The organism is Flavobacterium psychrolimnae, assembly GCF_003312425.1.
Lineage (GTDB): Bacteria > Bacteroidota > Bacteroidia > Flavobacteriales > Flavobacteriaceae > Flavobacterium > Flavobacterium psychrolimnae.
In genome coordinates this window covers 345,525-368,073 of the sequence record NZ_QNUX01000002.1, presented here as the reverse complement: position 1 = coordinate 368,073, position 22,549 = coordinate 345,525, and the positions used below count along the sequence as shown (strand labels likewise).

General features: G+C 33.5%; 18 protein-coding genes. 10 read left to right on the top strand and 8 right to left on the bottom strand.

The window, feature by feature from the left end; genetic code table 11:
• The first annotated feature begins 70 nt into the window (after positions 1 to 70).
• Complete coding sequence (locus DR980_RS03830) at positions 71 to 1,396, top strand: MFS transporter (protein ID WP_113633926.1); 1,326 nt, start codon at positions 71 to 73, stop codon at positions 1,394 to 1,396.
• 34 nt (positions 1,397 to 1,430) lie between these two features.
• Here the strand turns inward: DR980_RS03830 and DR980_RS03825 are convergent, their stop codons facing one another.
• Genes DR980_RS03825 through DR980_RS03810 form a run of 4 tightly spaced genes read right to left on the bottom strand, consistent with a single transcriptional unit; the run spans position 1,431 to position 4,314 of the window.
• A complete protein-coding gene (locus DR980_RS03825; protein ID WP_113633925.1) occupies positions 1,431 to 2,165 on the bottom strand; it encodes a head GIN domain-containing protein in 735 nt (244 codons plus the stop codon).
• Positions 2,166 to 2,181: 16 nt separating this feature from the next.
• Positions 2,182 to 3,243: a hypothetical protein gene (locus tag DR980_RS03820; protein ID WP_113633924.1), complete on the bottom strand. Its 1,062-nt coding sequence runs from the start codon at positions 3,241 to 3,243 to the stop codon at positions 2,182 to 2,184.
• Positions 3,227 to 3,763 carry an anti-sigma factor gene (locus DR980_RS03815; RefSeq protein ID WP_113633923.1) on the bottom strand — a complete coding sequence of 179 codons (537 nt, stop codon included), beginning with the start codon at positions 3,761 to 3,763 and terminating at the stop codon, positions 3,227 to 3,229. Before DR980_RS03815 ends, DR980_RS03820 begins: the two co-directional genes overlap by 17 nt.
• Entirely contained in the window at positions 3,760 to 4,314 is a 555-nt protein-coding gene (locus DR980_RS03810; protein ID WP_113633922.1) for an RNA polymerase sigma factor, read from the bottom strand. Before DR980_RS03810 ends, DR980_RS03815 begins: the two co-directional genes overlap by 4 nt.
• A gap of 308 nt (positions 4,315 to 4,622) precedes the next feature.
• Between DR980_RS03810 and lon the strand changes: the two genes are divergently transcribed.
• The 6 genes from lon to DR980_RS03780 all read left to right on the top strand — a co-directional run bounded on the left by lon (position 4,623) and on the right by DR980_RS03780 (position 13,365).
• Positions 4,623 to 7,073, top strand: a complete 2,451-nt coding sequence (lon, locus tag DR980_RS03805) for an endopeptidase La (protein ID WP_113633921.1) — start codon at positions 4,623 to 4,625, stop codon at positions 7,071 to 7,073.
• Positions 7,074 to 7,242: 169 nt separating this feature from the next.
• Positions 7,243 to 8,262, top strand: a complete 1,020-nt coding sequence (gene porQ / locus DR980_RS03800) for a type IX secretion system protein PorQ (protein ID WP_113633920.1) — start codon at positions 7,243 to 7,245, stop codon at positions 8,260 to 8,262.
• Positions 8,263 to 8,299: 37 nt separating this feature from the next.
• Entirely contained in the window at positions 8,300 to 8,995 is a 696-nt protein-coding gene (gene cmk / locus DR980_RS03795; RefSeq protein ID WP_113633919.1) for a (d)CMP kinase, read from the top strand.
• A 74-nt stretch (positions 8,996 to 9,069) separates the two neighbouring features.
• Positions 9,070 to 10,446, top strand: a complete 1,377-nt coding sequence (locus tag DR980_RS03790) for a nucleoside permease (RefSeq protein ID WP_113633918.1) — start codon at positions 9,070 to 9,072, stop codon at positions 10,444 to 10,446.
• Between the two features lie 359 nt (positions 10,447 to 10,805).
• Positions 10,806 to 12,584 carry a 30S ribosomal protein S1 gene (gene rpsA, locus DR980_RS03785; RefSeq protein WP_113633917.1) on the top strand — a complete coding sequence of 593 codons (1,779 nt, stop codon included), beginning with the start codon at positions 10,806 to 10,808 and terminating at the stop codon, positions 12,582 to 12,584.
• Between the two features lie 226 nt (positions 12,585 to 12,810).
• On the top strand, positions 12,811 to 13,365 hold the full coding sequence (locus DR980_RS03780; protein WP_113633916.1) for a fasciclin domain-containing protein: 555 nt from the start codon (positions 12,811 to 12,813) through the stop codon (positions 13,363 to 13,365).
• A 127-nt stretch (positions 13,366 to 13,492) separates the two neighbouring features.
• Here the strand turns inward: DR980_RS03780 and pheT are convergent, their stop codons facing one another.
• Positions 13,493 to 15,913: a phenylalanine--tRNA ligase subunit beta gene (gene pheT / locus DR980_RS03775; RefSeq protein ID WP_113633915.1), complete on the bottom strand. Its 2,421-nt coding sequence runs from the start codon at positions 15,911 to 15,913 to the stop codon at positions 13,493 to 13,495.
• 266 nt (positions 15,914 to 16,179) lie between these two features.
• Here pheT and DR980_RS03770 point away from each other — a divergent pair, with 266 nt between their 5' ends.
• The 3 genes from DR980_RS03770 (at position 16,180) to DR980_RS03760 (ending at position 19,273) form a co-directional block, all read left to right on the top strand.
• The gene (locus tag DR980_RS03770) at positions 16,180 to 17,685 is read left to right on the top strand and encodes an aldehyde dehydrogenase family protein (protein ID WP_113633914.1); all 1,506 of its coding nucleotides are present in this window, start codon (positions 16,180 to 16,182) and stop codon (positions 17,683 to 17,685) included.
• 66 nt (positions 17,686 to 17,751) lie between these two features.
• Complete coding sequence (locus DR980_RS03765; protein ID WP_113633913.1) at positions 17,752 to 18,819, top strand: 2,3-butanediol dehydrogenase; 1,068 nt, start codon at positions 17,752 to 17,754, stop codon at positions 18,817 to 18,819.
• 79 nt (positions 18,820 to 18,898) lie between these two features.
• On the top strand, positions 18,899 to 19,273 hold the full coding sequence (locus DR980_RS03760) for a DUF779 domain-containing protein (RefSeq protein ID WP_113633912.1): 375 nt from the start codon (positions 18,899 to 18,901) through the stop codon (positions 19,271 to 19,273).
• Between the two features lie 2 nt (positions 19,274 to 19,275).
• Here DR980_RS03760 and DR980_RS03755 read toward each other — a convergent pair whose 3' ends face one another.
• From DR980_RS03755 to DR980_RS03745, 3 genes are all read right to left on the bottom strand, one after another.
• Entirely contained in the window at positions 19,276 to 20,202 is a 927-nt protein-coding gene (locus DR980_RS03755) for an AraC family transcriptional regulator (RefSeq protein WP_113633911.1), read from the bottom strand.
• 76 nt (positions 20,203 to 20,278) lie between these two features.
• Entirely contained in the window at positions 20,279 to 21,142 is an 864-nt protein-coding gene (locus tag DR980_RS03750; RefSeq protein ID WP_113633910.1) for a bestrophin family protein, read from the bottom strand.
• Positions 21,143 to 21,170: 28 nt separating this feature from the next.
• Positions 21,171 to 22,484, bottom strand: coding sequence for a TolC family protein (locus DR980_RS03745; protein ID WP_113633909.1), 1,314 nt, complete (start codon positions 22,482 to 22,484; stop codon positions 21,171 to 21,173).
• Positions 22,485 to 22,549: the final 65 nt, after the last annotated feature.

Below are 22,549 nucleotides of genomic sequence, written 5' to 3'. Positions count from 1 at the left end.
ATGAAATAAAGCTGTTTTTTGGATTTTATCAATAAAAATTAAATAAATTCGCAACATAAATAAAATAAACATGGCTGATTTACCTAAAGGAAGTAAAAAATTATTGAATGCTTGGGCTTTTTATGATTGGGCAAATTCCGTTTATACACTTACTATTGCATCTGCAGTATTTCCAATTTTTTATGAAGCTTTGTTTTCTGAACGAGATCATTACATTGATGTTTTTGGCTTACATCTCAAAAATTCAGCTTTAATTAGTTTTGTTACCGCTTTTGCATTTTTATTGGTGGCTTTTATTTCTCCATTATTGTCTGGTATTGCTGATTATGTGGGAGATAAAAAATCATTTATGAAATTCTTTTGTTATTTGGGAGCTTTGTCCTGCATGGGATTGTATTGGTTCAATCTTGACAATATATACGTTGGTTTAGCATTTTATTTTCTAGGATTGATTGGATATTGGGGCAGTTTAGTTTTTTATAATTCTTATCTACCAGATATTGCTTTTGTAGAGCAACAAGATAAAATTAGTGCCAAAGGATATTCCTTAGGATATATAGGAAGTGTAATTTTATTAATTATCAATTTAGCGATGATTATGAAACCAAAGCTTTTTGGGATTTCTGGGACTGATGGTGAAGCAGCTATGAAAGCCATGCGATATTCCTTTGTAATGGTAGGTGTTTGGTGGGTTTTATTCAGTCAGTACACGTATTATTTTTTACCAAAAGGAAATAAAAACGCAAACAGTAAAGTAACGCACCATGTTGTATTGAATGGTTTTAAAGAGTTAAAAAAAGTATGGTTTTTATTAAAAAAAAATATTGCATTGAAACGATATTTAGGAGGTTTTTTTGTTTCTAGTATGGCAGTGCAAACTGTAATGCTTGTCGCCACTTACTTTGGTGCACAAGAAATTGCTTGGTCTTCTAAAGCAGAGAGTACAACGGGTTTAATTATTTGTATTTTAATCATTCAATTAGTTGCCGTTCTTGGTGCAGTTCTAACTTCCAGAGCCTCAGAAAAATTTGGTAATATTCCAACTTTGATTTTTATTAATTGTATTTGGGCAGTTTTTTGTGCACTTGCATTTTTTATCGCTTTACCAATACATTTTTATGCTATGGCAGGAATTGCAGGACTTGTAATGGGAGGGATTCAAGCTTTATCACGTTCAACTTATTCTAAATTATTGCCAGAAACGCAGGATACAGCTTCTTTTTTTAGTTTTTATGATGTTGCAGAAAAAATTGGAATCGTAATAGGAATGTTAGTGTACGGAATTATTGATCAGATTACTGGCAGTCCTAGACTTGCCATTGTATTTCTGGGAGTATTTTTTGTGATAGCTGTTATTTTGTTGAAACGAGTACCAAAAAAAGGCGTTTTAAATTAATAAAACACCTTATTATATAATGTTAAATTCGAAGTTAAGACTTTGAAATATTACCTGAACCAGTAACCTTGGTATCTTTTTTCTTAGGATCGCCTTTATATTCAATATCTCCTGAACCTGAAACTCTGGCATGAAGGCTCTCACTGCAGAAAACTGTATTATCTCCTGATCCAGAAACGGTCGCTGTTACGTTTTTAGCTTTTAAATTTGCTGCATCTATATCGCCTGATCCGTTTAAATTACTGTTTAAATTTACTGTTGTTCCGGTTAATTTTAAGTCTCCGGAACCGCTTAAATTAGCGTCAAGATCATCTGTTTCTACTTCTAAATTCATGTCGCCGGAGCCAATTAGTTTAGCTGAAAATGATTTTGATTGGATACGATTTTTAGTCAATACATCTCCGGAACCGGTCAAAGAAACTTGATTAATACTTTCGAAAGGAACAGTTATAATAATTTGTTTTCCTTTACTGCTGCTAAAGTATTTGTTCTTTTCTGAATAAATTTTCAAAACTTGATTCACAACTTCAATTTTGATGTAAGGCAGTAAATTTTCTTCTCCTTTTACAGTTATGTTTCCTTCATTTCCCGAAACTAATTCCACATCAAAAAAGCCTATTACAGCAATTTCATTATAAGAAGATGTTGTTCTTTTTTCAGACACAACAGTTCCATTACCAGTTATTTTAGCTTTATTGGACCATTGTGCTTGAGCCAACGACGTGATTAATACTGCGCAACTGACAAATAATTGAATTGATTTTTTCATAAGTTTTGTTTTTAGGTTATTGGTTTTTAGTTAATGTTACGTTTCCATAATCTGAAATTATATTCAAATTATTAAGTCCTTTTTTCTTGTGAAAACCGCTGTATTTTTTAGAATTTGATACTTCTTCTTTAGAATCAATTTCTAAATCAGAGTCATATTTAAAGGTAGCGTATTTTAAAAGAACATTAAAATCAAAAGCAAAATTAGTCTGGTAACCAATATTGATTCCGGTATATCCGGCAACTACAGTAACCGAATTTGCCTTTGCATTAATCGATTGAACGGCTAAAGAACTGTATTTTGTGTTCAGTTTTAAATAATCAAACACTTCTCCGATTTTTATCGTCAAATAATTTCCTGATGCGTCTAAGGTTTTTACATTTTGAATTCTGATTTTCCCATATTTACTGTTGTATTTAATGGCATCACTTTGCTCAATTTCGATATCCGTGTAATCCGAAATTAAATCTAACTTAGTTGTTTCGCCAATTTTTAGATTCGAATATTTGGCTGTTACCATTCCATTTTTTAGAAATACAATACTCGAGTTGGAGCAATATTCCATTTGAATACTGCTGTTTCCAGACAATCTCCCCAAGGTTATTTTTCCATATTTACATTTGATATCCGCTTCTGCAAATAAATCAGAGGTGCTGATATTGCCGTATTTGTTATTGAGTTTTACACTTCCATTCTTTGGAATTTTGAGCGTATAATTTATCTCAAAACTATTGTTTTTACCTTGACCTTTATAACTGGAATTTCCCAGAATTGTTTTGGCAGAAATCATTCCTTTCAAAGCGACTATATCAACAGCAATGGTTTCAATGCGCTGGTTGACCCAATTCTCATTATCACCGCTAACTTTGATACTTATGTCAAGTTCAATTTTGTCTTCGTTCCAAGTTGTTACTGAAATAGTACCGTACGAATTGTCAATCGAAAGCGTTGCGTCAGGATTTACATAATATGCTTTTTTAATATTTTTTTCTTTGGAATGCAGGAAATCATTGTCAATTGCATGTCCAAAAAATGGAATTAAAATAAATAAAATCAGTATTTTACATTGTTTTTTCATCAGTTATGTTTATTTTTTGTTCCTTATTTTCAATATGTTGCAGTACACTTTGCAAAAAAGAAATCCGCGTCTGAAGATTGCTGATCATTGCATAAATAATCTGTTTACTTTCTCCATTGATTTCGAGTTCCTTAATTATTTTGTCGTAGTCATTGTCCAATATTCGCATTTGTTTGAGTGCATCAGCGATGATTTTTTCGTTTTCAGGTGATTTTTTTTCTTTTATTTTTTCTAATTCCTTTTCGATTAAAATAGTAAAAATCGAATCTGTTTGTTTCGTTTCTTTTGATGCAAATTGTAATTCCTCAGTTTTTTTAGGAGTAGTATTGAAAATTGAAAGTCCTAATATAAGTACTATAGAAGCAGCGATTCCAATAGAAACAAAACGTTTCCAATTCGATTTCTTAGATTTTAATTTTTGTACAAATCGTTGCTCATGATTACTTTCTAGTAACTCGACATCCCATTGATTTTCAAATTTTTCAAATAATTGGTCTAGTTTTTTATTTTCCTTTTTCATATTTCCTCTAGTTTTTTTCGCAAACAATCTTTGGCTCTGCTCAGTGTAGTTCTGCAATTGGCATAACTGATATTCAAAATTTCGCTAATTTCTTCCTGGTCGTATCCTTCAATGAAAAATAGTGTTAAAACCATTCTGTAATTGTATTTCAATGAAGTGATGGTGTCTAAAATTTGTTTTACTTTTAAATCTTTGAAAGAAGTGCTTTCTAAAATGCCATTTTCTGTTTCTTCGATTTTATAAAGTGTCGCATCAAAATCTTCTGGTTTGAATTGGTTGTTCTTTTTATAAAAATCAATACTGCAATTCACCACAATTCTTTTTAGCCAAGCGCCAAAAGCAACTTCTTGCTTGTAATCATCTATTCGCGTGAATGCTTTTAAGAAACTTTCCTGCATTACATCCTCTGCAAAATGGCTGTCTTTTACGATTCGTTGCGAGACATTATACATGGCTTTTGCATAGCGATTGTAAATTTCGCATTGTGCTTTTTGATTTTTTTGCTTGCAGAGCAAAATCAATTCTTCGATATTATGTTGATTTACATTCAAACAGCTGCTAGTAATTTAATAGTAAGGACTTGTTAATTTTTTCTTTGTTACACTTTTATAAAAATAAAACTAAAATTTTCATTTGATTGCTCCTGCAGTGATTAATTTGTTGCTGTTTTCATGGTCTGTATTTTTACTTTCTGATGAAAAATAGGATAAAGATAGTTTCTTTTGGCACAAAGATTGACTCTTTTACCGTTATGCAAATTTTGAGGATTAAACATCGCTTTTATATAAAAAGACTATTTTGAAACCTTATATTTGCTTAAAGAATGAATTTTTTAATGACAAAAAGACTTAAATAATATATGTCAAATCATAAAATACTTACTATTGACAATCTGTCACTTCAGGAATTTGATTCGGAAGCAGATTTAATTCCACTTTTGACTCCCGAGGACGAGGAGGAAATGAATAATGAGGCTTTACCGGAATTATTGGCGATTTTACCTTTGCGAAATATGGTTTTATTTCCAGGAGTTGTAATACCAATTACTGCGGGACGTGATAAATCAATTAAATTGATTAATGACGCCAATGCCGCTGGAAAAACGATTGGAGTTGTTGCTCAAATCAATGAAGAGGATGAAGATCCAACCAAAGATGATATTCATAAAATAGGTACTGTTGCTCGTATTTTGCGCGTGCTAAAAATGCCTGATGGGAATGTAACGGTAATTCTTCAAGGTAAAAAGCGTTTCGAAATTGATGCTGTTATTGATGAAACGCCCTATATCACTGCGAAAATCAAGGAAGTTCCTGAAAAAAGACCAAAGAAAAATGATACTGAATTTGTAGCGATTCTGGATTCAATCAAAGAATTAGCGATTCAAATTATTAAAGAAAGTCCAAACATTCCCAGTGAAGCTACTTTTGCCATTAAGAATATTGAAAGCCAATCATTTTTAGTCAATTTTGTGACTTCTAATATGAATCTTTCTGTTAAAGAGAAACAAGACTTGTTGGCTATTAATGAATTGAAAGAAAGAGCTTTAGAGACGCTTCGTTATATGAATATTGAGTTGCAAAAACTCGAATTGAAAAATGATATTCAGTCCAAAGTTCGTTTCGATTTAGACCAACAACAACGTGAATATTTCTTGCACCAACAAATGAAAACCATTCAAGAAGAATTGGGTGGTGTTTCTCAGGAAGAGGAAATGGACGAAATGTTGCAAAAGTCTTTGACCAAAAAATGGGATGAGAAAACCAAAAAACATTTCGAAAAAGAATTGTCTAAAATGCGCCGCATGAATCCACAAGCGCCTGATTTTGGAATTCAAAGAAATTACTTAGAGTTGTTCTTGGAATTGCCTTGGAACGAATATTCTAAAGATAATTTCGATTTAAAAAGAGCTCAGAAAATATTGGACAGAGATCATTTTGGTCTTGAAGATGTGAAGAAAAGAATGATAGAACATTTGGCAGTTTTAAAATTGCGAAATGATATGAAGTCGCCAATTATTTGTTTGACAGGTCCTCCTGGAGTTGGTAAAACTTCAATTGGACGCTCCATTGCAGAAGCATTAGGTAGAAAATATGTTAGAATTTCTCTTGGTGGATTGCGTGATGAAGCGGAAATTCGCGGACACAGAAAAACCTATATTGGTGCCATGCCGGGAAGAATTATTCAAAGTTTGAAAAAAGCGGGAACTTCGAATCCAGTTTTTGTTTTGGATGAAATCGATAAACTATCTAACAGTAATCAAGGTGATCCTTCATCTGCATTATTGGAGGTTTTAGATCCGGAACAAAACAATTCGTTTTATGATAACTTCCTTGAAATGGGATATGATTTATCTAAAGTGATGTTTATTGCCACTTCTAATAATATGGCTGCCATCCAACCTGCGTTGAAAGACAGAATGGAAATCATCAAAATGTCAGGCTATACGATTGAAGAAAAGGTAGAGATTGCGCGTCAGCATTTGTTTCCAAGACAATTGAAAGAGCATGGTTTGACAACTAAAGATTTGACCATTGGAAAAAAACAATTGGAGAAAATTGTTGAAGGATATACACGTGAATCTGGAGTTCGTGGTTTAGAAGCTAAAATTGCTCAAGTTATCCGTAACGCAGCCAAATCAGTTGCGATGGAAGAGGAGTATAACAAAAAAGTAACGGACGAAGATATCATAAAAACTCTTGGTGTTCCCAGATTAGAAAGAGATAAATACGAGAACAACGATGTTGCCGGAGTGGTAACTGGTTTGGCTTGGACCTCTGTTGGTGGTGATATTCTGTTTATAGAATCGTTGCTTTCTCCTGGAAAGGGAACCATGACTATTACTGGAAATTTAGGTACGGTCATGAAAGAATCTGCAACAATTGCTTTAGAATATATCAAGGCCAATGCAAAACTTTTAGGATTGGATTCTGAGATTCTTTCTAAATACAATATTCACTTGCACGTTCCGGAGGGAGCTACTCCAAAAGACGGTCCAAGTGCAGGGATTGCAATGCTAACTTCGTTGGTTTCTTTGTTTACACAAAAACGAGTGAAGAAAAATTTGGCGATGACAGGAGAAATCACGTTGCGTGGAAAAGTGTTGCCAGTAGGTGGAATCAAAGAAAAAATTCTGGCTGCAAAGAGAGCGAATATCAAAGAAATTATTCTGTGTCATGAAAATAAGAGTGATATTGATGAAATAAAACCGGAATATTTGGAAGGACTTTCTTTTCACTATGTAAAAGAAATGAGCGAAGTATTAAAATATGCTTTGACTGATCAGAAAGTAAAAAATGCCAAGGATTTGTAGTAAATAACAAATTATAAATATCAAAAATCCAAATTTCAAAACTTGATTTTCAAGAGATGAAATTTGGATTTTTTATTTGCAATTACGAGTTTTAAAGTTGCAATTTATTGTATTTATAATTTTATCTTCGCAGTTGCGTTTTTATTTTACACCAACTGCAATTTAAAGCATGTTAAAAAAACTTCTACTATACTGTTTCCTTATTATTTGTGCTGTTTCTTACAGTCAAATAGGAGGGAAGTATACCTATCAGTTTTTGAATTTGGTGACTTCGCCAAGACAGGCAGCTTTGGGAGGAAAAGTAATCACGATTTATGATGATGACGTCAATCAGGTTCATTTTAATCCGGCAACAATAAATGCTGAAATGGACAACCATTTGGCTTTAAATTATGGCAGTTATTATAAAGAAGTAACTTATGGAACGGCTTCCTACGCCTATACTTACGACCGGCATTTGCAAACTTTTCAGGCCGGAGTAAATTATGTTAACTATGGTAATTTTGAAGGTTTTGACGAAAACGGCCAACCTACATCTGAATTTACAGGAAGCGAAATAGCCCTTTCTTTTGGGTATGCTTATAATATTCCCTACACTGATATTCATATAGGAGCGAGTGCAAAACTGATTTCTTCCACTTTGGAAACCTATCATTCTTTTGGCGGAGCGCTTGATATTGGGGCTTTATTTATTGATGAAAGAAACGATGTAAATTGGGCGTTGGCTATTCGAAATATTGGAACTCAGTTTTCAACTTATAATGGTACAAATGAGAAACTGCCGCTTGAAATCATTGCGGGAGTTTCACAGGAATTGGAAAACGTTCCTATTCGGTGGCATCTTACATTAGAAAATTTACAACAATGGAATATTGCCTTTTCAAATCCAGCCAGAGCAGAATCTTCTTTTGATGGTGAATCCACCGAAGAAAAAGTGTCCTTTGTGAATAATGCTTTGCGGCACGTAATTGTGGGTGTAGAACTTTTTCCGAAAAAAGCATTTAATCTGCGAGTAGGATATAACTTTAGAAGAGCAGAGGAATTACGCCTTGAAGAACAAAGGAATTTTTCCGGAGTTTCATTAGGTTTCGGACTCAAATTAAATAAACTGAAATTCAATTATTCGTATTCCAGATACACATTAGCCGGAAATACCAGTCTATTTGGACTGACAGTTAATTTCCAGTAATAATTTTGATATAACATAGAACTTTAAATTTTACATTTTGAATAAAAAAATTACTATCGCCATTGACGGTTTCTCTTCTACAGGAAAAAGTACTTTAGCAAAACAACTCGCCAATCATTTGGGATATGTTTATGTAGATACGGGAGCGATGTATCGTGCCGTGACGTTTTTTGCCATGCAAAACGGTTACATAAATGCGGAATCTTTTGATAAACAAACCTTGATTAATAGTTTGCCAAATATAAAATTGCAATTCAAATTCAACGCGGATTTGGGCTTTGGCGAAATGTATTTAAATGATGTGAATGTTGAAACCGAAATCAGAACGATTGAAGTTTCCAGTTTTGTGAGTAAAGTTGCCGAAGTTTCTGAGGTTCGTGCCAAATTAGTTGAACAGCAAAAAGAAATGGGAAAAGACAAAGGAATTGTAATGGATGGCAGAGATATTGGTACTGTTGTTTTTCCGAATGCGGAACTTAAAATATTTATGACTGCAAGTGCAACCACTAGAGCACAAAGACGTTATGACGAATTGGTCGCAAAAGGTAACACTGTAACATTTGAAGAAGTTTTGGCAAATGTAGAAGAGCGCGATTACATTGATACGCACCGTGAAGATTCTCCTTTAGTCATGGCTGAAGATGCTATAGAAATAGATAATTCACATTTGAATCGTGAGGAACAATTCAAGCTTGTTTTAGAATTGGTAAATGAAATTACTAAAACGATATAATTATTTGCAGATCTCATTTTTAATAGTAGATTTACGCCCTGTTAATTTTTAAAAAATAAATAACAATTCATCTCATGGGAATTAAAAATAGATTGGTAATAATGAGCTTTCTTCAGTTTTTTGTTTGGGGAGCTTGGTTGATTACCATTGCGAATTACTGGTTTGGCACCAAGAATTGGGAGGGAACTCAGTTTGGGTTGGTTTTTGGAACAATGGGAATTGCTTCTTTATTTATGCCAACACTGACCGGAATTATCGCTGACAGATGGGTAAATGCTGAAAAACTATACGGAATTCTTCATATTTTATATGCTGGGGTTCTATTCTATATTCCACAAGTTTCCACGCCGGAAACCTTTATTTACATTATGCTTTTGGCAATGTGTTTTTACATGCCAACGATTGCCTTGAGTAATTCAATATCCTATACAGCTTTAAAATTAAACAATAAAGATGTGATCAAGAATTTCCCGCCTATTAGGGTTTGGGGAACAATCGGTTTTATTGTTGCAATGTGGATTACCAATTTAACTGGAAATAAAGCAACTGAATATCAGTTTTATATTGCCGGTTTAGCGGCAATTGTTCTGGGAATTTATTCTTTTACTTTACCAAAATGTAAACCGCAACGTTTATCTAAAGAGAATGCATCTGTAATGGAAACGTTAGGATTAGAGTCTTTCAAGTTATTTGCCGATTACAAAATGGCTTTGTTTTTTGTTTTTTCTATGTTTTTGGGAGGCGCTTTACAACTGACAAATGCTTACGGAGATGTTTTCTTGGATGAATTTAAACATTTTCCAAAATATGCGGATTCGTTCGTGGTTGAATATTCAACGATTATCATGTCAATTTCTCAAATATCGGAGACTTTATTTATTCTTGCAATTCCTTTCTTTTTAAGACGTTTTGGAATCAAACAGGTTATGTTGATTAGTATGTTGGCTTGGGTATTGCGTTTTGGATTATTTGCTTACGGAAATCCAACAAGCGGATTATGGATGATTATTATGTCTTGCGTGGTATACGGAATGGCATTTGATTTCTTTAATATATCAGGATCATTATTTGTGGAAACGAATACAGATCCAAAAAATCGTTCTTCAGCACAAGGTTTGTTTATGATGATGACCAATGGTTTTGGAGCGGTTTTGGGAAGTTTTACTTCCGGATGGGCAATTGATAAATATTTTACAAAATCATTTAACAATACCACTGAGTTAGCTGGTTTTTTGGAAACAGAAACGACAAATTCAAAAATGTTAGAATTTGTTACTGGTCAAGGGAATTCAATAGGAGCTGATGGATTGTTCAGCAAAGTGGTTTTAATGAAAGACTGGCATACGATTTGGCTGGCTTTTGCAATATATGCGTTGATAATTGCGGTTGCATTTGCGGTACTTTTCAAACACAAACACAACCCTTTGGATGTTGAAAATATAAGTCATTAAAAAGCAACAGAAAAATAAATAGAACCCGATAACTGAAAAATAGCTATCGGGTTTTTTTATGTTGAAAAACCAATTGAAGTTAATTAGCCCCGATTGAAGCGGCATCCCACGCTTTTGGGCGTGGATACAGCGGAAAGCGGGAGCAGAGTTTATAAAAACCCCAAAATGTTCTGCTCCTAATAATCAATCGATTATGGCAACATAAATATTTTGTTATTTAATATAAAAGTGTTACTTTTGCAGTCCTTTTGGTGAATAAGAGTTTCCTTTGGGGTTCAATTAATTATACAAACAACTTCTGCTGTTTTCTGGCACATTAAGAAACTCGAGAGAATACAGAATACAAATTTTTAATCAGCATGTCTGAACAAGTAAAATCACAAGAAGAGTTTTTAGCAAATTTTAACTGGCACAATTTCGAAGAAGGTATTGATGCTGTTGATGAGAAAAACTTATTAGAATTCGAAGAACTAGTTTCGAAAACATTTATCGCTACTGATCAAGAAGAAGTGGTTGATGGTACAGTTGTTAGAATTACAGATAGAGACGTTATTGTTGATATCAACGCAAAATCGGAAGGTGTTATTTCATTGAACGAATTCCGTTACAACCCAAACTTAAAAGTAGGTGATACTGTTGAAGTATTAATTGACATCCGTGAGGACAAAACTGGTCAATTAGTTTTATCTCACAGAAAAGCACGTACTATCAAATCATGGGATAGAGTTATTTCGGCTAACGAAACAGGAGAAATCGTTAATGGTTTTGTAAAATGCAGAACTAAAGGTGGTATGATCGTTGACGTTTTCGGAATTGAAGCTTTCTTACCAGGATCTCAAATTGATGTTAAACCAATTAGAGACTACGATGTATATGTAAACAAAATGATGGAATTCAAAGTGGTAAAAATTAACCACGAATTCAAAAATGTTGTTGTTTCTCATAAAGCGCTTATTGAAGCGGATATCGAAATCCAGAAAAAAGAAATCATCGGTCAATTACAAAAAGGACAAGTATTAGAAGGTGTTGTTAAAAACATTACTTCTTATGGTGTCTTTATTGACTTAGGTGGAGTTGATGGATTGATTCACATTACTGACCTTTCTTGGTCAAGAATCAACCACCCATCTGAAGTTCTTGAATTAGATCAAAAATTAAATGTTGTAATCCTTGATTTCGATGACGAAAAAACAAGAATACAATTAGGATTGAAACAATTAAACGCTCACCCTTGGGATGCTCTAGATGCTAAATTAGCTATTGGAGACAAAGTAAAAGGCAAAGTAGTTGTAATCGCTGACTACGGTGCTTTCATCGAAGTTGCTGAAGGTGTTGAAGGTTTGATCCACGTTTCTGAAATGTCTTGGTCTACTCATTTACGTTCTGCTCAAGATTTCGTAAAAGTAGGTGATGTTGTTGAAGCAGTTATCTTAACTTTAGACAGAGATGACCGTAAAATGTCATTAGGTATCAAACAATTGTCTCAAGATCCTTGGACTGATATCACTTCTAAATATCCTGTAGGTTCTAAACATTCAGGTATCGTTAGAAACTTTACAAACTTTGGTATTTTCGTAGAATTAGAAGAAGGAATTGATGGATTAATTTACATCTCTGACTTATCTTGGACTAAGAAAATCAAACACCCATCTGAATTTGTAAATGTTGGTGAAAAATTAGACGTAGTAGTATTAGAATTAGATGTTGATGGACGTAAATTATCTTTAGGTCACAAACAAACTACTGCTAATCCTTGGGATCAATATGAAGATTCTTTCGCAGTTGGAACTATCCACACAGGTGAAATTTCTGAAATCGTTGACAAAGGAGCTACTGTAGAATTTGGAGATGATATCGTTGCTTTCATTCCTACTCGTCACCTTGAAAAAGAAGACGGAAAGAAATTGAAAAAAGGTGATTCAGCTGATTTCAAAGTAATCGAATTCAACAAAGAATTCAAAAGAGTAGTTGCATCTCACACTGCTATCTTCCGTGAAGAAGAAGAGAAAAATGTGAAAACAGCTACTGAAAATACTTCATCTAACTCATCTACAAATGCACCAGCTGCAACTTTAGGTGACAACAATGATATGTTAGCTGCATTGAAAGCTAAAATGGAAAAATCAGAGAAAAAATAATTTCTTGAAATTTTTTGAATATAGAAAGCCTCGCAATTTGCGAGGCTTTTTTTGTTTAAAAGTTTTAGCAGCAGAACATTTTTACTTCATCTCATTTTCACAATAGTAAAAAAAATAGCTTTCAAATAGTTTAAAATCAGTATTTTAAAAAATATTTTAATTTTTTTAAAACCAAAAGTTCTTATTGTGCGTAAATGCTTTTATATAACTTAAAAAAACAGATTTTATGAAAACTAGAAAATTTTTATCAATTGCATTTATGGCATTAGTATTCGGAGCAACTTCTTTCGCTCAAAAAACAGTAATGGTTGGAGGAGCTGCTATGTATCCGTCTAAAAACATTGTTGAGAACGCAGTAAATTCTAAAGATCATACTACTTTAGTTGCAGCAGTAAAAGCAGCTGGATTAGTTGAAACATTACAAAGTAAAGGACCATTCACCGTTTTTGCCCCAACAAATGCCGCGTTCGATAAATTACCTGCAGGAACTGTAACTACATTGCTAAAACCAGAAAACTTAAAAATGTTACAAACTATACTTACGTATCATGTTGTTGCAGGAAAAATGAATGCTTCGGATATTGCAAAAGCAATTAAAATGGGCAACGGAAAAGCTACAATGAAAACAGTTAGCGGTGGAACTTTGACAGCTTGGATGAAAGGTAAAGATTTATATATTACTGATGAAAATGGTGGGAAATCTAAAGTAACAATTGCTGATGTGAACCAATCGAATGGTGTGATTCATGTTGTTGATACAGTTGTTTTACCTAAACAATAATTTTTGATAAGAGGTTGATATTTTGTTAGTCTTAAGAGCCCTGCTATTTGCAGGGTTCTTTTGTTATAAAAAAATCCCGATACTAAATTTTTTTAGTATCGGGATTATATTTTAGATAAAATTGCACTTATCTCAAAGTAGCTCCGAGTTCAGTTACAAAATTATTTTGCAGTTTGCCCATAATTTTATCAATTTGTGCATCCGTCAGTGTTTTAGAACTGTCTTGAATTGTAAAACTTAAAGCGTACGATTTTTTACCTTCAGGAAGATTTTCTCCTTCATAAACATCGAATAAATTAATATCTTTCAAAAGTGCTTTCTCAGTTTGACGAGCAATGTTGTAAATACTGTCATACGTTATACTTTTATCAATTAACAACGCTAAATCCCTGCGAACTTCAGGATATTTAGGAATTTCAATATATTTGATTTTTGTGGAGATTTTCTTTAGAATCGTATCCCAATCAAAATCAGCATAAAAAACTTCTTGTTTGATTCCAAAATGTTTTAGAATAGATTTTTTTACAACTCCAAATTCTAAAATAGTTTCATTTCCAATCGAAATAGCTATTCCTTCAGAAAAAACATCTGAAGTTACCGGAGTGTTTTGTGTTTTTTCTAAACCTAATCTTGAAAGTATTCCTAAAATATATCCTTTGAACAGAAAGAAATCAGATGGCTTATGCGTAGCGGTCCAGTTTTCTTGATTTCTATTACCGGTAAGGAATAAACTCAAATGTTTTTTCTCTTCGTAACCGGCAAGGTAATTATGATAGGTTTTGCCAAATTCAAATAATTTTAAATCTGCATTCTTACGATTGATGTTATACGATACAGCTTCCAGTCCTGAAAATAATAAAGATTGACGCATTGTGGATAAATCAGCACTCAAAGGATTAAGCATCGTCACATTGTGTGCAACATTCAATTCATCTGAAAGCGCAGCATAAGCAGCAGTAGTCAATGAATTTGCCATCATTTCATGAAAACCTTGAGAATTCAATTGTGTAGCAATCGTATTTTGAATTTTATAATCTTCGTTTCTAGGTGAATTCGAAACCGTAGCATTTAATTTTTTTGAAAAATTAATGTTGTTGTATCCGTATACTCTCAATATTTCCTCAATTACATCAATTTCTCTTTGTACATCCACACGATAAGAAGGAATAGTTAATCCTAATCCTGCATCTGAAACACTATTCACTTTAATATCTAATGAAACTAATATTTTCTTAATCGTATCTTTTGGAATTTCCTGACCAATAATTTTTGCGACTTTACTAAAGTTTAAAAAAACAGAAAAATCTTCAATTTTCTTAGGATACATATTCATAACATCAGATGTTATTTCGCCTCCAGCAACTTCTTGAATTAATAAAGCAGCACGTTTCAATGCATATTCTGTAATAGTTGGGTCAATTCCTCTTTCAAAACGGAAAGAAGCATCCGTATTTAGTTGATGTCTTTTGGCTGTTTTGCGAATACTTATCGGATTGAAATAAGCGCTTTCTAAAAATATAGAATTGGTGCTTTCTGAAACTCCTGATTTTTTCCCGCCAAAAACTCCTGCAATACACAAAGGTCCTTTTTCGTCACAAATCATTAAATCTTCTTCATGTAATGTTCTTTCCACATCATCCAGAGTAGTAAATTTGGTTCCAGCAGGAAGAGTTTGAACTATTATTTTACCGTTAATTTTTGAAGCATCAAAGGCGTGAAGTGGTTGACCTAATTCATGTAAAACATAATTAGTCACATCAACAATATTATTTTTTGGATTTAATCCAATCGCTTTTAATCTATTTTGTAACCAAGCTGGAGATGGTTTTACTTCAATTCCAGAAATAGTCACACCACAATATCTAGGAGCAAGTTTCGATTCTTTTACATCGATGTCAATTTTTAGAGTTCTTTTGTCGACTCTAAAATTACTTACAGATGGCGTGATCAACTCTACGTTGACACCACTTTGCAGCATTCCGGCTCTTAAATCACGAGCAGTTCCTAAATGGCTCATTGCATCAGCACGATTGGGTGTTAGTCCAATTTCGAAAACCTCGTCATTTTCAATTTTGAAAACCGTTGCCGCTGGAGTTCCAGGTAATAAGGCATCATCCAATATCATAATTCCGTCATGACTTTCACCAAGACCTAATTCGTCTTCGGCACAAATCATTCCGTGACTTTCCTGTCCGCGAATTTTTCCTTTTTTTATTGAAAAAGCGGCTCCTTCTTTGTCATATAATGTTGTTCCAATGGTAGCTACGGGAACTTTTTGTCCTGCAGCAACATTACTGGCACCACATACAATTTGAACAGGAACACCATTTCCTAAATCAACGGTAGTTATTTTTAGTCGGTCAGCATCCGGATGTTGAATACAAGTAAGTACATGTCCCACAACAATGCCTTCTAATCCGCCTTTTACCGATTGGTATTTGTCAACAATCTCTACTTCCAGACCTAAATCAGTCAGTAATGCTGCAGTTTCCTCGGATTTCCAGTCTATTTTAATGAATTGTTTTAACCAGTTGTAAGATATTTTCATCTGTTAATTTTAATGAGACTGCAAATATAAGGATTGCAGGTTGGAGTAAGAAACAATTTTTTTGGTTTTTTTGCGTCAGATTTGGTCTAAACTACATCGGAATAAAATGTTAATATTATAGTAGAAAACATAATTAAATGTGAATTAAACAATAAAATTAGGTTAAAAAAAAATATATGAAAATTTAATGCTATTAGTTGAATGAATTGTGCTATAAAAAGAAGAATTAGGAAACTAACTTTGAGAAAATATAAAAATTTAACAATATGGATAACGTAGTAAAAAGACCTGAATTTAAGGCTAAATATGATAATTATATAGGTGGAAAATTTGTTGCACCAGTAAATGGTAACTATTTTGATGTAGTTTCTCCTATTGATGGAAAAGTATTTACACAAGCGGCGCATTCTAGTAAAGAAGATTTAGAGCTGGCTGTTGATAAAGCACACGAAGCTTTTCAAACTTGGGGAAAAACATCTGTAACGGAACGTAGTAACTTATTGAATAAAATTGCTCAGGTTATTGAAGATAACTTGGAATACCTTGCAACTGTTGAGACGATTGATAACGGAAAAGCAATTCGGGAGACATTAGCAGCAGATATGCCTTTAGCAATTGATCACTTCCGCTACTTTGCTGGAGTTATTCGTGCGGAGGAAAGTTCGATTACCGAATTGGATTCACAAACTGTTTCTATCGCTTTGAGCGAGCCTTTAGGTGTAATTGCTCAAATTATTCCTTGGAATTTCCCAATTTTAATGGCTGTTTGGAAACTTGCTCCGGCATTAGCAGCTGGAAATACTGTAGTTTTAAAACCAGCAGAAAGTACCCCAATTTCTATTTTAGTTTTAATGGAATTAATTGGCGATATCCTTCCTCCTGGAGTTATAAATATTGTTAATGGTTTTGGATCTGAACTTGGAAGAGCTTTGGTAACGAACAAAAAAGTGTCGAAAGCAGCTTTTACCGGTTCTACGCCAACAGGTCGTTTAGTAATGCAATATGCTACCGAAAATATTATTCCAGTAACCTTAGAATTAGGTGGAAAATCTCCAAATATTTTCATGAAATCAGTATGTGATGCTGATGATGATTTCTTCGATAAAGCAATTGAAGGAGCGGTAATGTTTGCTTTAAACCAAGGTGAAATTTGTACTTGTCCTTCACGTTTATTAGTTCACGAGGATATTTATGATAAATTTATTGCCCGAGTAATTGAAAGAACCGAAGCGATAAAAATGGGAAATCCTTTGGACAGAACAACAATGATGGGTGCGCAAACTTCTTTGGTTCAAAAAGAGAAAATTCTATCGTATATAAAATTAGGAAAAGAAGAGGGTGCAGAAGTTCTAACGGGTGGTGAAGAAAATCATCTAGAAGGGAATTTAGCGGAAGGATATTATATCAAACCGACACTTTTCAAAGGGCATAACAAAATGCGTATTTTTCAGGAAGAAATTTTTGGACCCGTTTTAGCTGTTACTACTTTCAAAACAACTGAAGAAGCGATTGCTATTGCAAATGATACGATGTATGGTTTAGGAGCTGGACTTTGGACACGTGATGCACATGAAATTTATCAGGTTCCAAGAGCGATTCAGTCAGGTCGTGTTTGGATTAATCAATACCATTCTTATCCTGCAGGAGCACCTTTTGGTGGATACAAACAATCTGGAATTGGTCGTGAAAATCATAAAATGATGTTAGGTCATTACCGCCAAACAAAAAATATGCTGATTTCTTATGATAAAAAGAGATTAGGTTTCTTTTAGAGATGAAATAAAAATTAAAAAAAGGTAAGTTATAAAGCTTACCTTTTTTTTATAAATCAAAATACTATGTCACCAAAAACAATGAAAGCTGCCCGCTGGCATGCTGCAAAAGATATTAGAGTAGAAGAAACAGAAATCCCAACAACAGGTTCAAACCAAGTTAAAATTGAAGTTCAATTTGCAGGAATTTGTGGTTCAGATCTTCACGAATACACACATGGTCCCATGCTGATTCCAGTTGAAAAACCGTATCCTTTAAACGGTCATCAAGGCACAACTACTTTAGGACACGAATTTGCAGGAATAATTTGTGAACTTGGGGAAGATGTAAAACATTTAAAAATAGGAGACAGAGTGGTGGTAGAACCGCTTTTCAAAAACCCCGATAGTCCATTCATTACTAATGGAGAATATAATCTGTCTGAACCACTTGGTTTTATTGGGTTGACTTCTAATGGTGGTTTTGCAAAATATACGGTTGTAGAGGATTATATGGTCCACAAAATACCGGATTCAATGAGTTTTGAACAAGGTGCTTTGGTAGAACCTGCTGCAGTTGCCGTGTATGCTGTTTTGCAAAGTGGTTTAAAAATGGGACAATCTTGTTTGATTTATGGTGCTGGACCAATTGGACTTTTATGTGTTCAGGCTGCTATTGCTGCCGGAGCAGCAGAAATTATTGTTGTTGATATCGCTGAAAAACGTTTGGAAAAAGCCAAAGAAATTGGCGCAACAACTATCATCAACGGTAAAAGTGAAAATATTCCGCAACAAATTAAAGACTTGATTGCTGGTGGTGTTGATATTTTTCTTGATGCTGCAGGTGTTCAAGCCTCATATGATGGAGGAATTGCCAGTTTAAAAAATGGTGGAACTGCTGTTTTAGTTGCTTTATTTGGAAAACCGGTAACTCACGATGCTTTTGATCAGGTAGTTCGCGAAATTACAATCAAAGGGATTATTGCCTACAGAAATATATTTCCTCAAGTTATAAAATTAATTGACCTTGGACGTATGCCGGTTGAAAAATTAGTAACTAAAAGAATTACATTAGATGAAATTGTTACGGAAGGATTTGAAGTATTGGTTTCGAATCCTTCTCAAGTTAAAATTTTGATTGATATTAACGGATAGAATGAATCCGTTATTAATTTAATAAAATTATACAGCCATAATTTTCAATAATTATGGTTGTATTTTTAAATCACAAACTATGATAAAAAGAATTGATGCCACAGATAAAGCAATAGAATTAATCAAAATTTTAAAGGAAAAGCATGGAGATTTGATGTTTTACCAGGCTGGAGGTTGTTGTGAAGGAACGCAACCGCAATGTTTTGAAAAAGGAGGTTTCTATCAAAGATTGGGTGATGTTTGTATTGGTACAATCGAAAATACGGAGTTCTGGGTAGACAAGGATTTATTCGAATACTGGAAACACGCTCATTTTACTTTGGATGTGATTGATGCATTTGGGGTTGGAGGATTTTCATTGGAAACACCTTTGAAAAAAACATTCCGAATCGAATATAGAATTTTCACTCCTGAAGAAGAATTATCGCTTGAACCCGTAACGTATATTGAATAAATCTAATTGATTACGTACAATAATTGGTATTGTTTGGGAGTAATTCCTTCGTGTTTTTTAAACAAACGAATAAAGTAATTGGAATCTTCAAATCCGGATAAGTAGCAAACTTCATTAATTTGTATTGTAGGATTTTTAAGTAACTGTTTGGCGCATCTTATTTTCTCGCCAATGACAAATTCGATAGGACTCATACCTAATTCTCTTTTGAAAAGTCTATAGAACGAAGTAGAGCTCATACATGCTTTTTCGCTCAGATTTTTCATGCTGATATTTTCCTTTAAATTCAAGCGGATAAATTCTACCACTTGTGTAATGGGATTTTTTGGGTCGGCAAATAAACCATCATCTATTGCTTTTGCAGTTTGAGTTTGAATAATCCGAATCAGTAATTCCTGCAAAGTCAAATCGGCCAAGGCATCTTTTGTAATCGAAGTACTCATGCATTCTTTGATTAACTTATTTATCGTCGTGGCTAATTCCACATTATTATAAAAGAAATAATTTTGGTAATCCAATTGCCAGAATTGGTTTTTCCCTTCTTTTGGATAACGTTCATTCAAAAACTGTAATGTATCGGTAATTTTAGTTTGGTCTATCGCCAAAGCCAAACACTGCGTAGGATTATTTTTTGAAGCTTCCGGAAAATCTATTTTCATTTCCACATTTGAAGGAATCACAACGGTTTCTCCCGGTAAATAAACAAAACCAGGATCGTCAAAAAGATGCATTACTTTTTTGCCTCGTAACATGCTGGTGACCACAAAGTCATTAAATTTCAAAGGAACTAATGCCGTAGATTCATAAGTTTCAAAAAGATTCAGCTCGCAATGATTCAACGAGTAAACTGTTCTATTTTCAACTAATGTTTTTAATGATTTCTCGTTAGATAAAAGAGGTGGATTTATAAACGCGCGGTTACTATTCATATATTTTAAACTTTAAAAAAGGCAAAGCTTAAATTTAATAAAAAATAATTAGAATCAGAGCACGGTTTAACAAAATTTAAAGTAACTCTTCGACATGTTTTTTGATGTTCTCCGCAATTTTATGTGTAGGTAAATCATTTTCGTCAGCTCCAAAAGGATCTTCAATTTCCTCAGCAATTAACTCTAAACTCGCTAAAACATAAAAAATGAATACTACAACAGGAACTACATAATACCCAAGGCTAAAAGCATATCCAAAAGGTAAAGTCATCACATAAAAGAAAATAAATTTCTTCAAAAAAGCGCTGTAAGAGTAGGGAATAGGAGTGTTTTTTATTCTTTCACAAGCTCCGCAAATATCGGTAAAGGATTTTACTTCTTCGTTTAAAATAATCAGTTGATCACCCGTTATTTTTTTGGAATCGTATAAATCATTGATCTTTTGAAACAACATTTTTGCAACCTGATTCGGCTTGTGTTTGTGATGATCAATTTCTAAATCAACATCGTCAAATAGCTGTTTACTGGTTTCCTCATCTTTTAAATGTTTGTTTAAAATAGAAGCATAGCTGGGAATTAATTTTCTGAAATAAGCTAAGTCTTTTTCATCTGTTAAAATCACAGAAAGTTTAATGGCAAAATTTCGGCTGTTATTCACTAAAGCGCCCCACATTTTTCGTCCTTCCCACCAACGGTCGTAAGCAGTATTAGTTCTGAAAACCAGCAATAATGAAATCACAAAACCAAGCATTCCATGCATGATTGTAATATTCTTTACATAACTGTTATCCGCTAATTTCCAATATTCAACTTCTAAATAACCTATAATTCCGGAATATAGCCCAATAGCCAACATTATTGGCAATAATGTTCTAAAAGTGTCCGCTTTGTGAAAGCGAAATATGAAAGTGAACCAGTCTTTTGTATTGTATGAAACCATTTAAGATGCTTTTTTTAACAAAAGTAAATTAAAAAATAAGATTTCCAGCCAATTCTCGTAATGCGATTTCAGATAATTTTCCTTGAAATTGTGCATTGCTATAACGAACTTTGGCATTCACATAATTCAATTGTGCAGTTCTGAATTCTAAAGTAGTTATGGTTCCAATGCGGAATTTGTCTAAAGTTATGTTCAAATTTTGCTTGGCAATTGATTCATTTTTTTCTTCCAAAGCAATCAATTCTAAATTCGTCAAATAGGTTTGATAAGAAGTTGCCAATTGTGAGTTTAAAGCTAAATTTTGCTGATCAATATTTAATTTGGAATTTTCAATTTGAATCTTGGCGATTTTCTCATTTCGGTTTTGTGCAAAACCATCAAATAAATTTAATGAAGCACTAAAACCATAATTAAAACCTCTCGATTGTGATTGTGCGACAAAACCAAGGCTAGATTGACTTTCTGAAAAATTGTAGGCAGTATTTACGCGAAGAGTAGGATAACGTGCCGCTTTTATTTGCTTTAATTCTAATTCGGCCACTCTTTTATTAATAATTTGAGTTTCTAATTGCGGATTTTGTTTTTCGGCTAAAGCTTTAAGTTCCGGCAATAATAGTAAGGAATCTACTTCAAGCTGATCAATTACTTTGAAATCTGTAGAAACATCTCTGGCCATCAATTGATTTAATAAAATTTTACTGTTAGCGTACAATTCCTTTTGTCTTAATAATGCAACCTGATCCGTATTCAAATCCACTTGGGCATTCAAAACTTCTAATTTTGAAGCTTTTCCAATCGTAAATCTGTTTTGTGCCAAAGTCAATCGCTGGTTTGAAATAACGATTGTCGTATCCAATGCCGCTAATTGTTGTTGTTGCTGAACCAAATCATAATACGCAGCATTCACGTCACTGATTCTTGTAATTACGGTCAACTTTAATTGTGCTTCACCCAGTTTTTGCAATTCTTTCAACTGATTCATTCGTGCAAACATGCGCATACCATCAAAAATGGTCCAATCCAGTCCAACGCCATAGGTCAAACTATTGTTTTTGGCATTGTCTAATTCAGTTTCTGTCCCGTCCTGACGCGTTTGTGAACTATTTTGAATACTGTTATTATCAACTACATTAGCAGTAACAGTAGGCAACATTCCAGCGTTTCCGATAGCAACATTTGTTTTTTGAATGGTCAAATTATTGGTAGCAATCTTTATTTCGTAATTGTTCTCCAAAGCTATTTTAACAGCGCTTTCTAAAGTTAGCACTTCCTGAGCACTAGCTGTTTCAACGCAGAACAAGATTAGTATAAAGCTTTGAAAAAGTATTTTAGTATGTGTCATAGTTGTATTTTTTTGATTCGGATTAAAGAATCTCTTTAATCTCAATCATCAACGTTCCTTTAAAA

Bases quoted from the DNA above. Each gene is read 5' to 3' on its own strand.
- DR980_RS03820 (WP_113633924.1), bottom strand. From the start codon at position 3,243: ATGAAAAAACAATGTAAAATACTGATTTTATTTATTTTAATTCCATTT.
- pheT (WP_113633915.1), bottom strand. From the start codon at position 15,913: ATGAAAATATCTTACAACTGGTTAAAACAATTCATTAAAATAGACTGG.
- DR980_RS03755 (WP_113633911.1), bottom strand. From the start codon at position 20,202: ATGAATAGTAACCGCGCGTTTATAAATCCACCTCTTTTATCTAACGAG.
- DR980_RS03825 (WP_113633925.1), bottom strand. From the start codon at position 2,165: ATGAAAAAATCAATTCAATTATTTGTCAGTTGCGCAGTATTAATCACG.
- DR980_RS03750 (WP_113633910.1), bottom strand. From the start codon at position 21,142: ATGGTTTCATACAATACAAAAGACTGGTTCACTTTCATATTTCGCTTT.
- DR980_RS03815 (WP_113633923.1), bottom strand. From the start codon at position 3,763: ATGAAAAAGGAAAATAAAAAACTAGACCAATTATTTGAAAAATTTGAA.
- rpsA (WP_113633917.1), top strand. From the start codon at position 10,806: ATGTCTGAACAAGTAAAATCACAAGAAGAGTTTTTAGCAAATTTTAAC.
- lon (WP_113633921.1), top strand. From the start codon at position 4,623: ATGTCAAATCATAAAATACTTACTATTGACAATCTGTCACTTCAGGAA.
- DR980_RS03790 (WP_113633918.1), top strand. From the start codon at position 9,070: ATGGGAATTAAAAATAGATTGGTAATAATGAGCTTTCTTCAGTTTTTT.
- DR980_RS03760 (WP_113633912.1), top strand. From the start codon at position 18,899: ATGATAAAAAGAATTGATGCCACAGATAAAGCAATAGAATTAATCAAA.
- porQ (WP_113633920.1), top strand. From the start codon at position 7,243: ATGTTAAAAAAACTTCTACTATACTGTTTCCTTATTATTTGTGCTGTT.
- DR980_RS03830 (WP_113633926.1), top strand. From the start codon at position 71: ATGGCTGATTTACCTAAAGGAAGTAAAAAATTATTGAATGCTTGGGCT.
- DR980_RS03780 (WP_113633916.1), top strand. From the start codon at position 12,811: ATGAAAACTAGAAAATTTTTATCAATTGCATTTATGGCATTAGTATTC.
- DR980_RS03765 (WP_113633913.1), top strand. From the start codon at position 17,752: ATGTCACCAAAAACAATGAAAGCTGCCCGCTGGCATGCTGCAAAAGAT.
- DR980_RS03745 (WP_113633909.1), bottom strand. From the start codon at position 22,484: ATGACACATACTAAAATACTTTTTCAAAGCTTTATACTAATCTTGTTC.
- DR980_RS03770 (WP_113633914.1), top strand. From the start codon at position 16,180: ATGGATAACGTAGTAAAAAGACCTGAATTTAAGGCTAAATATGATAAT.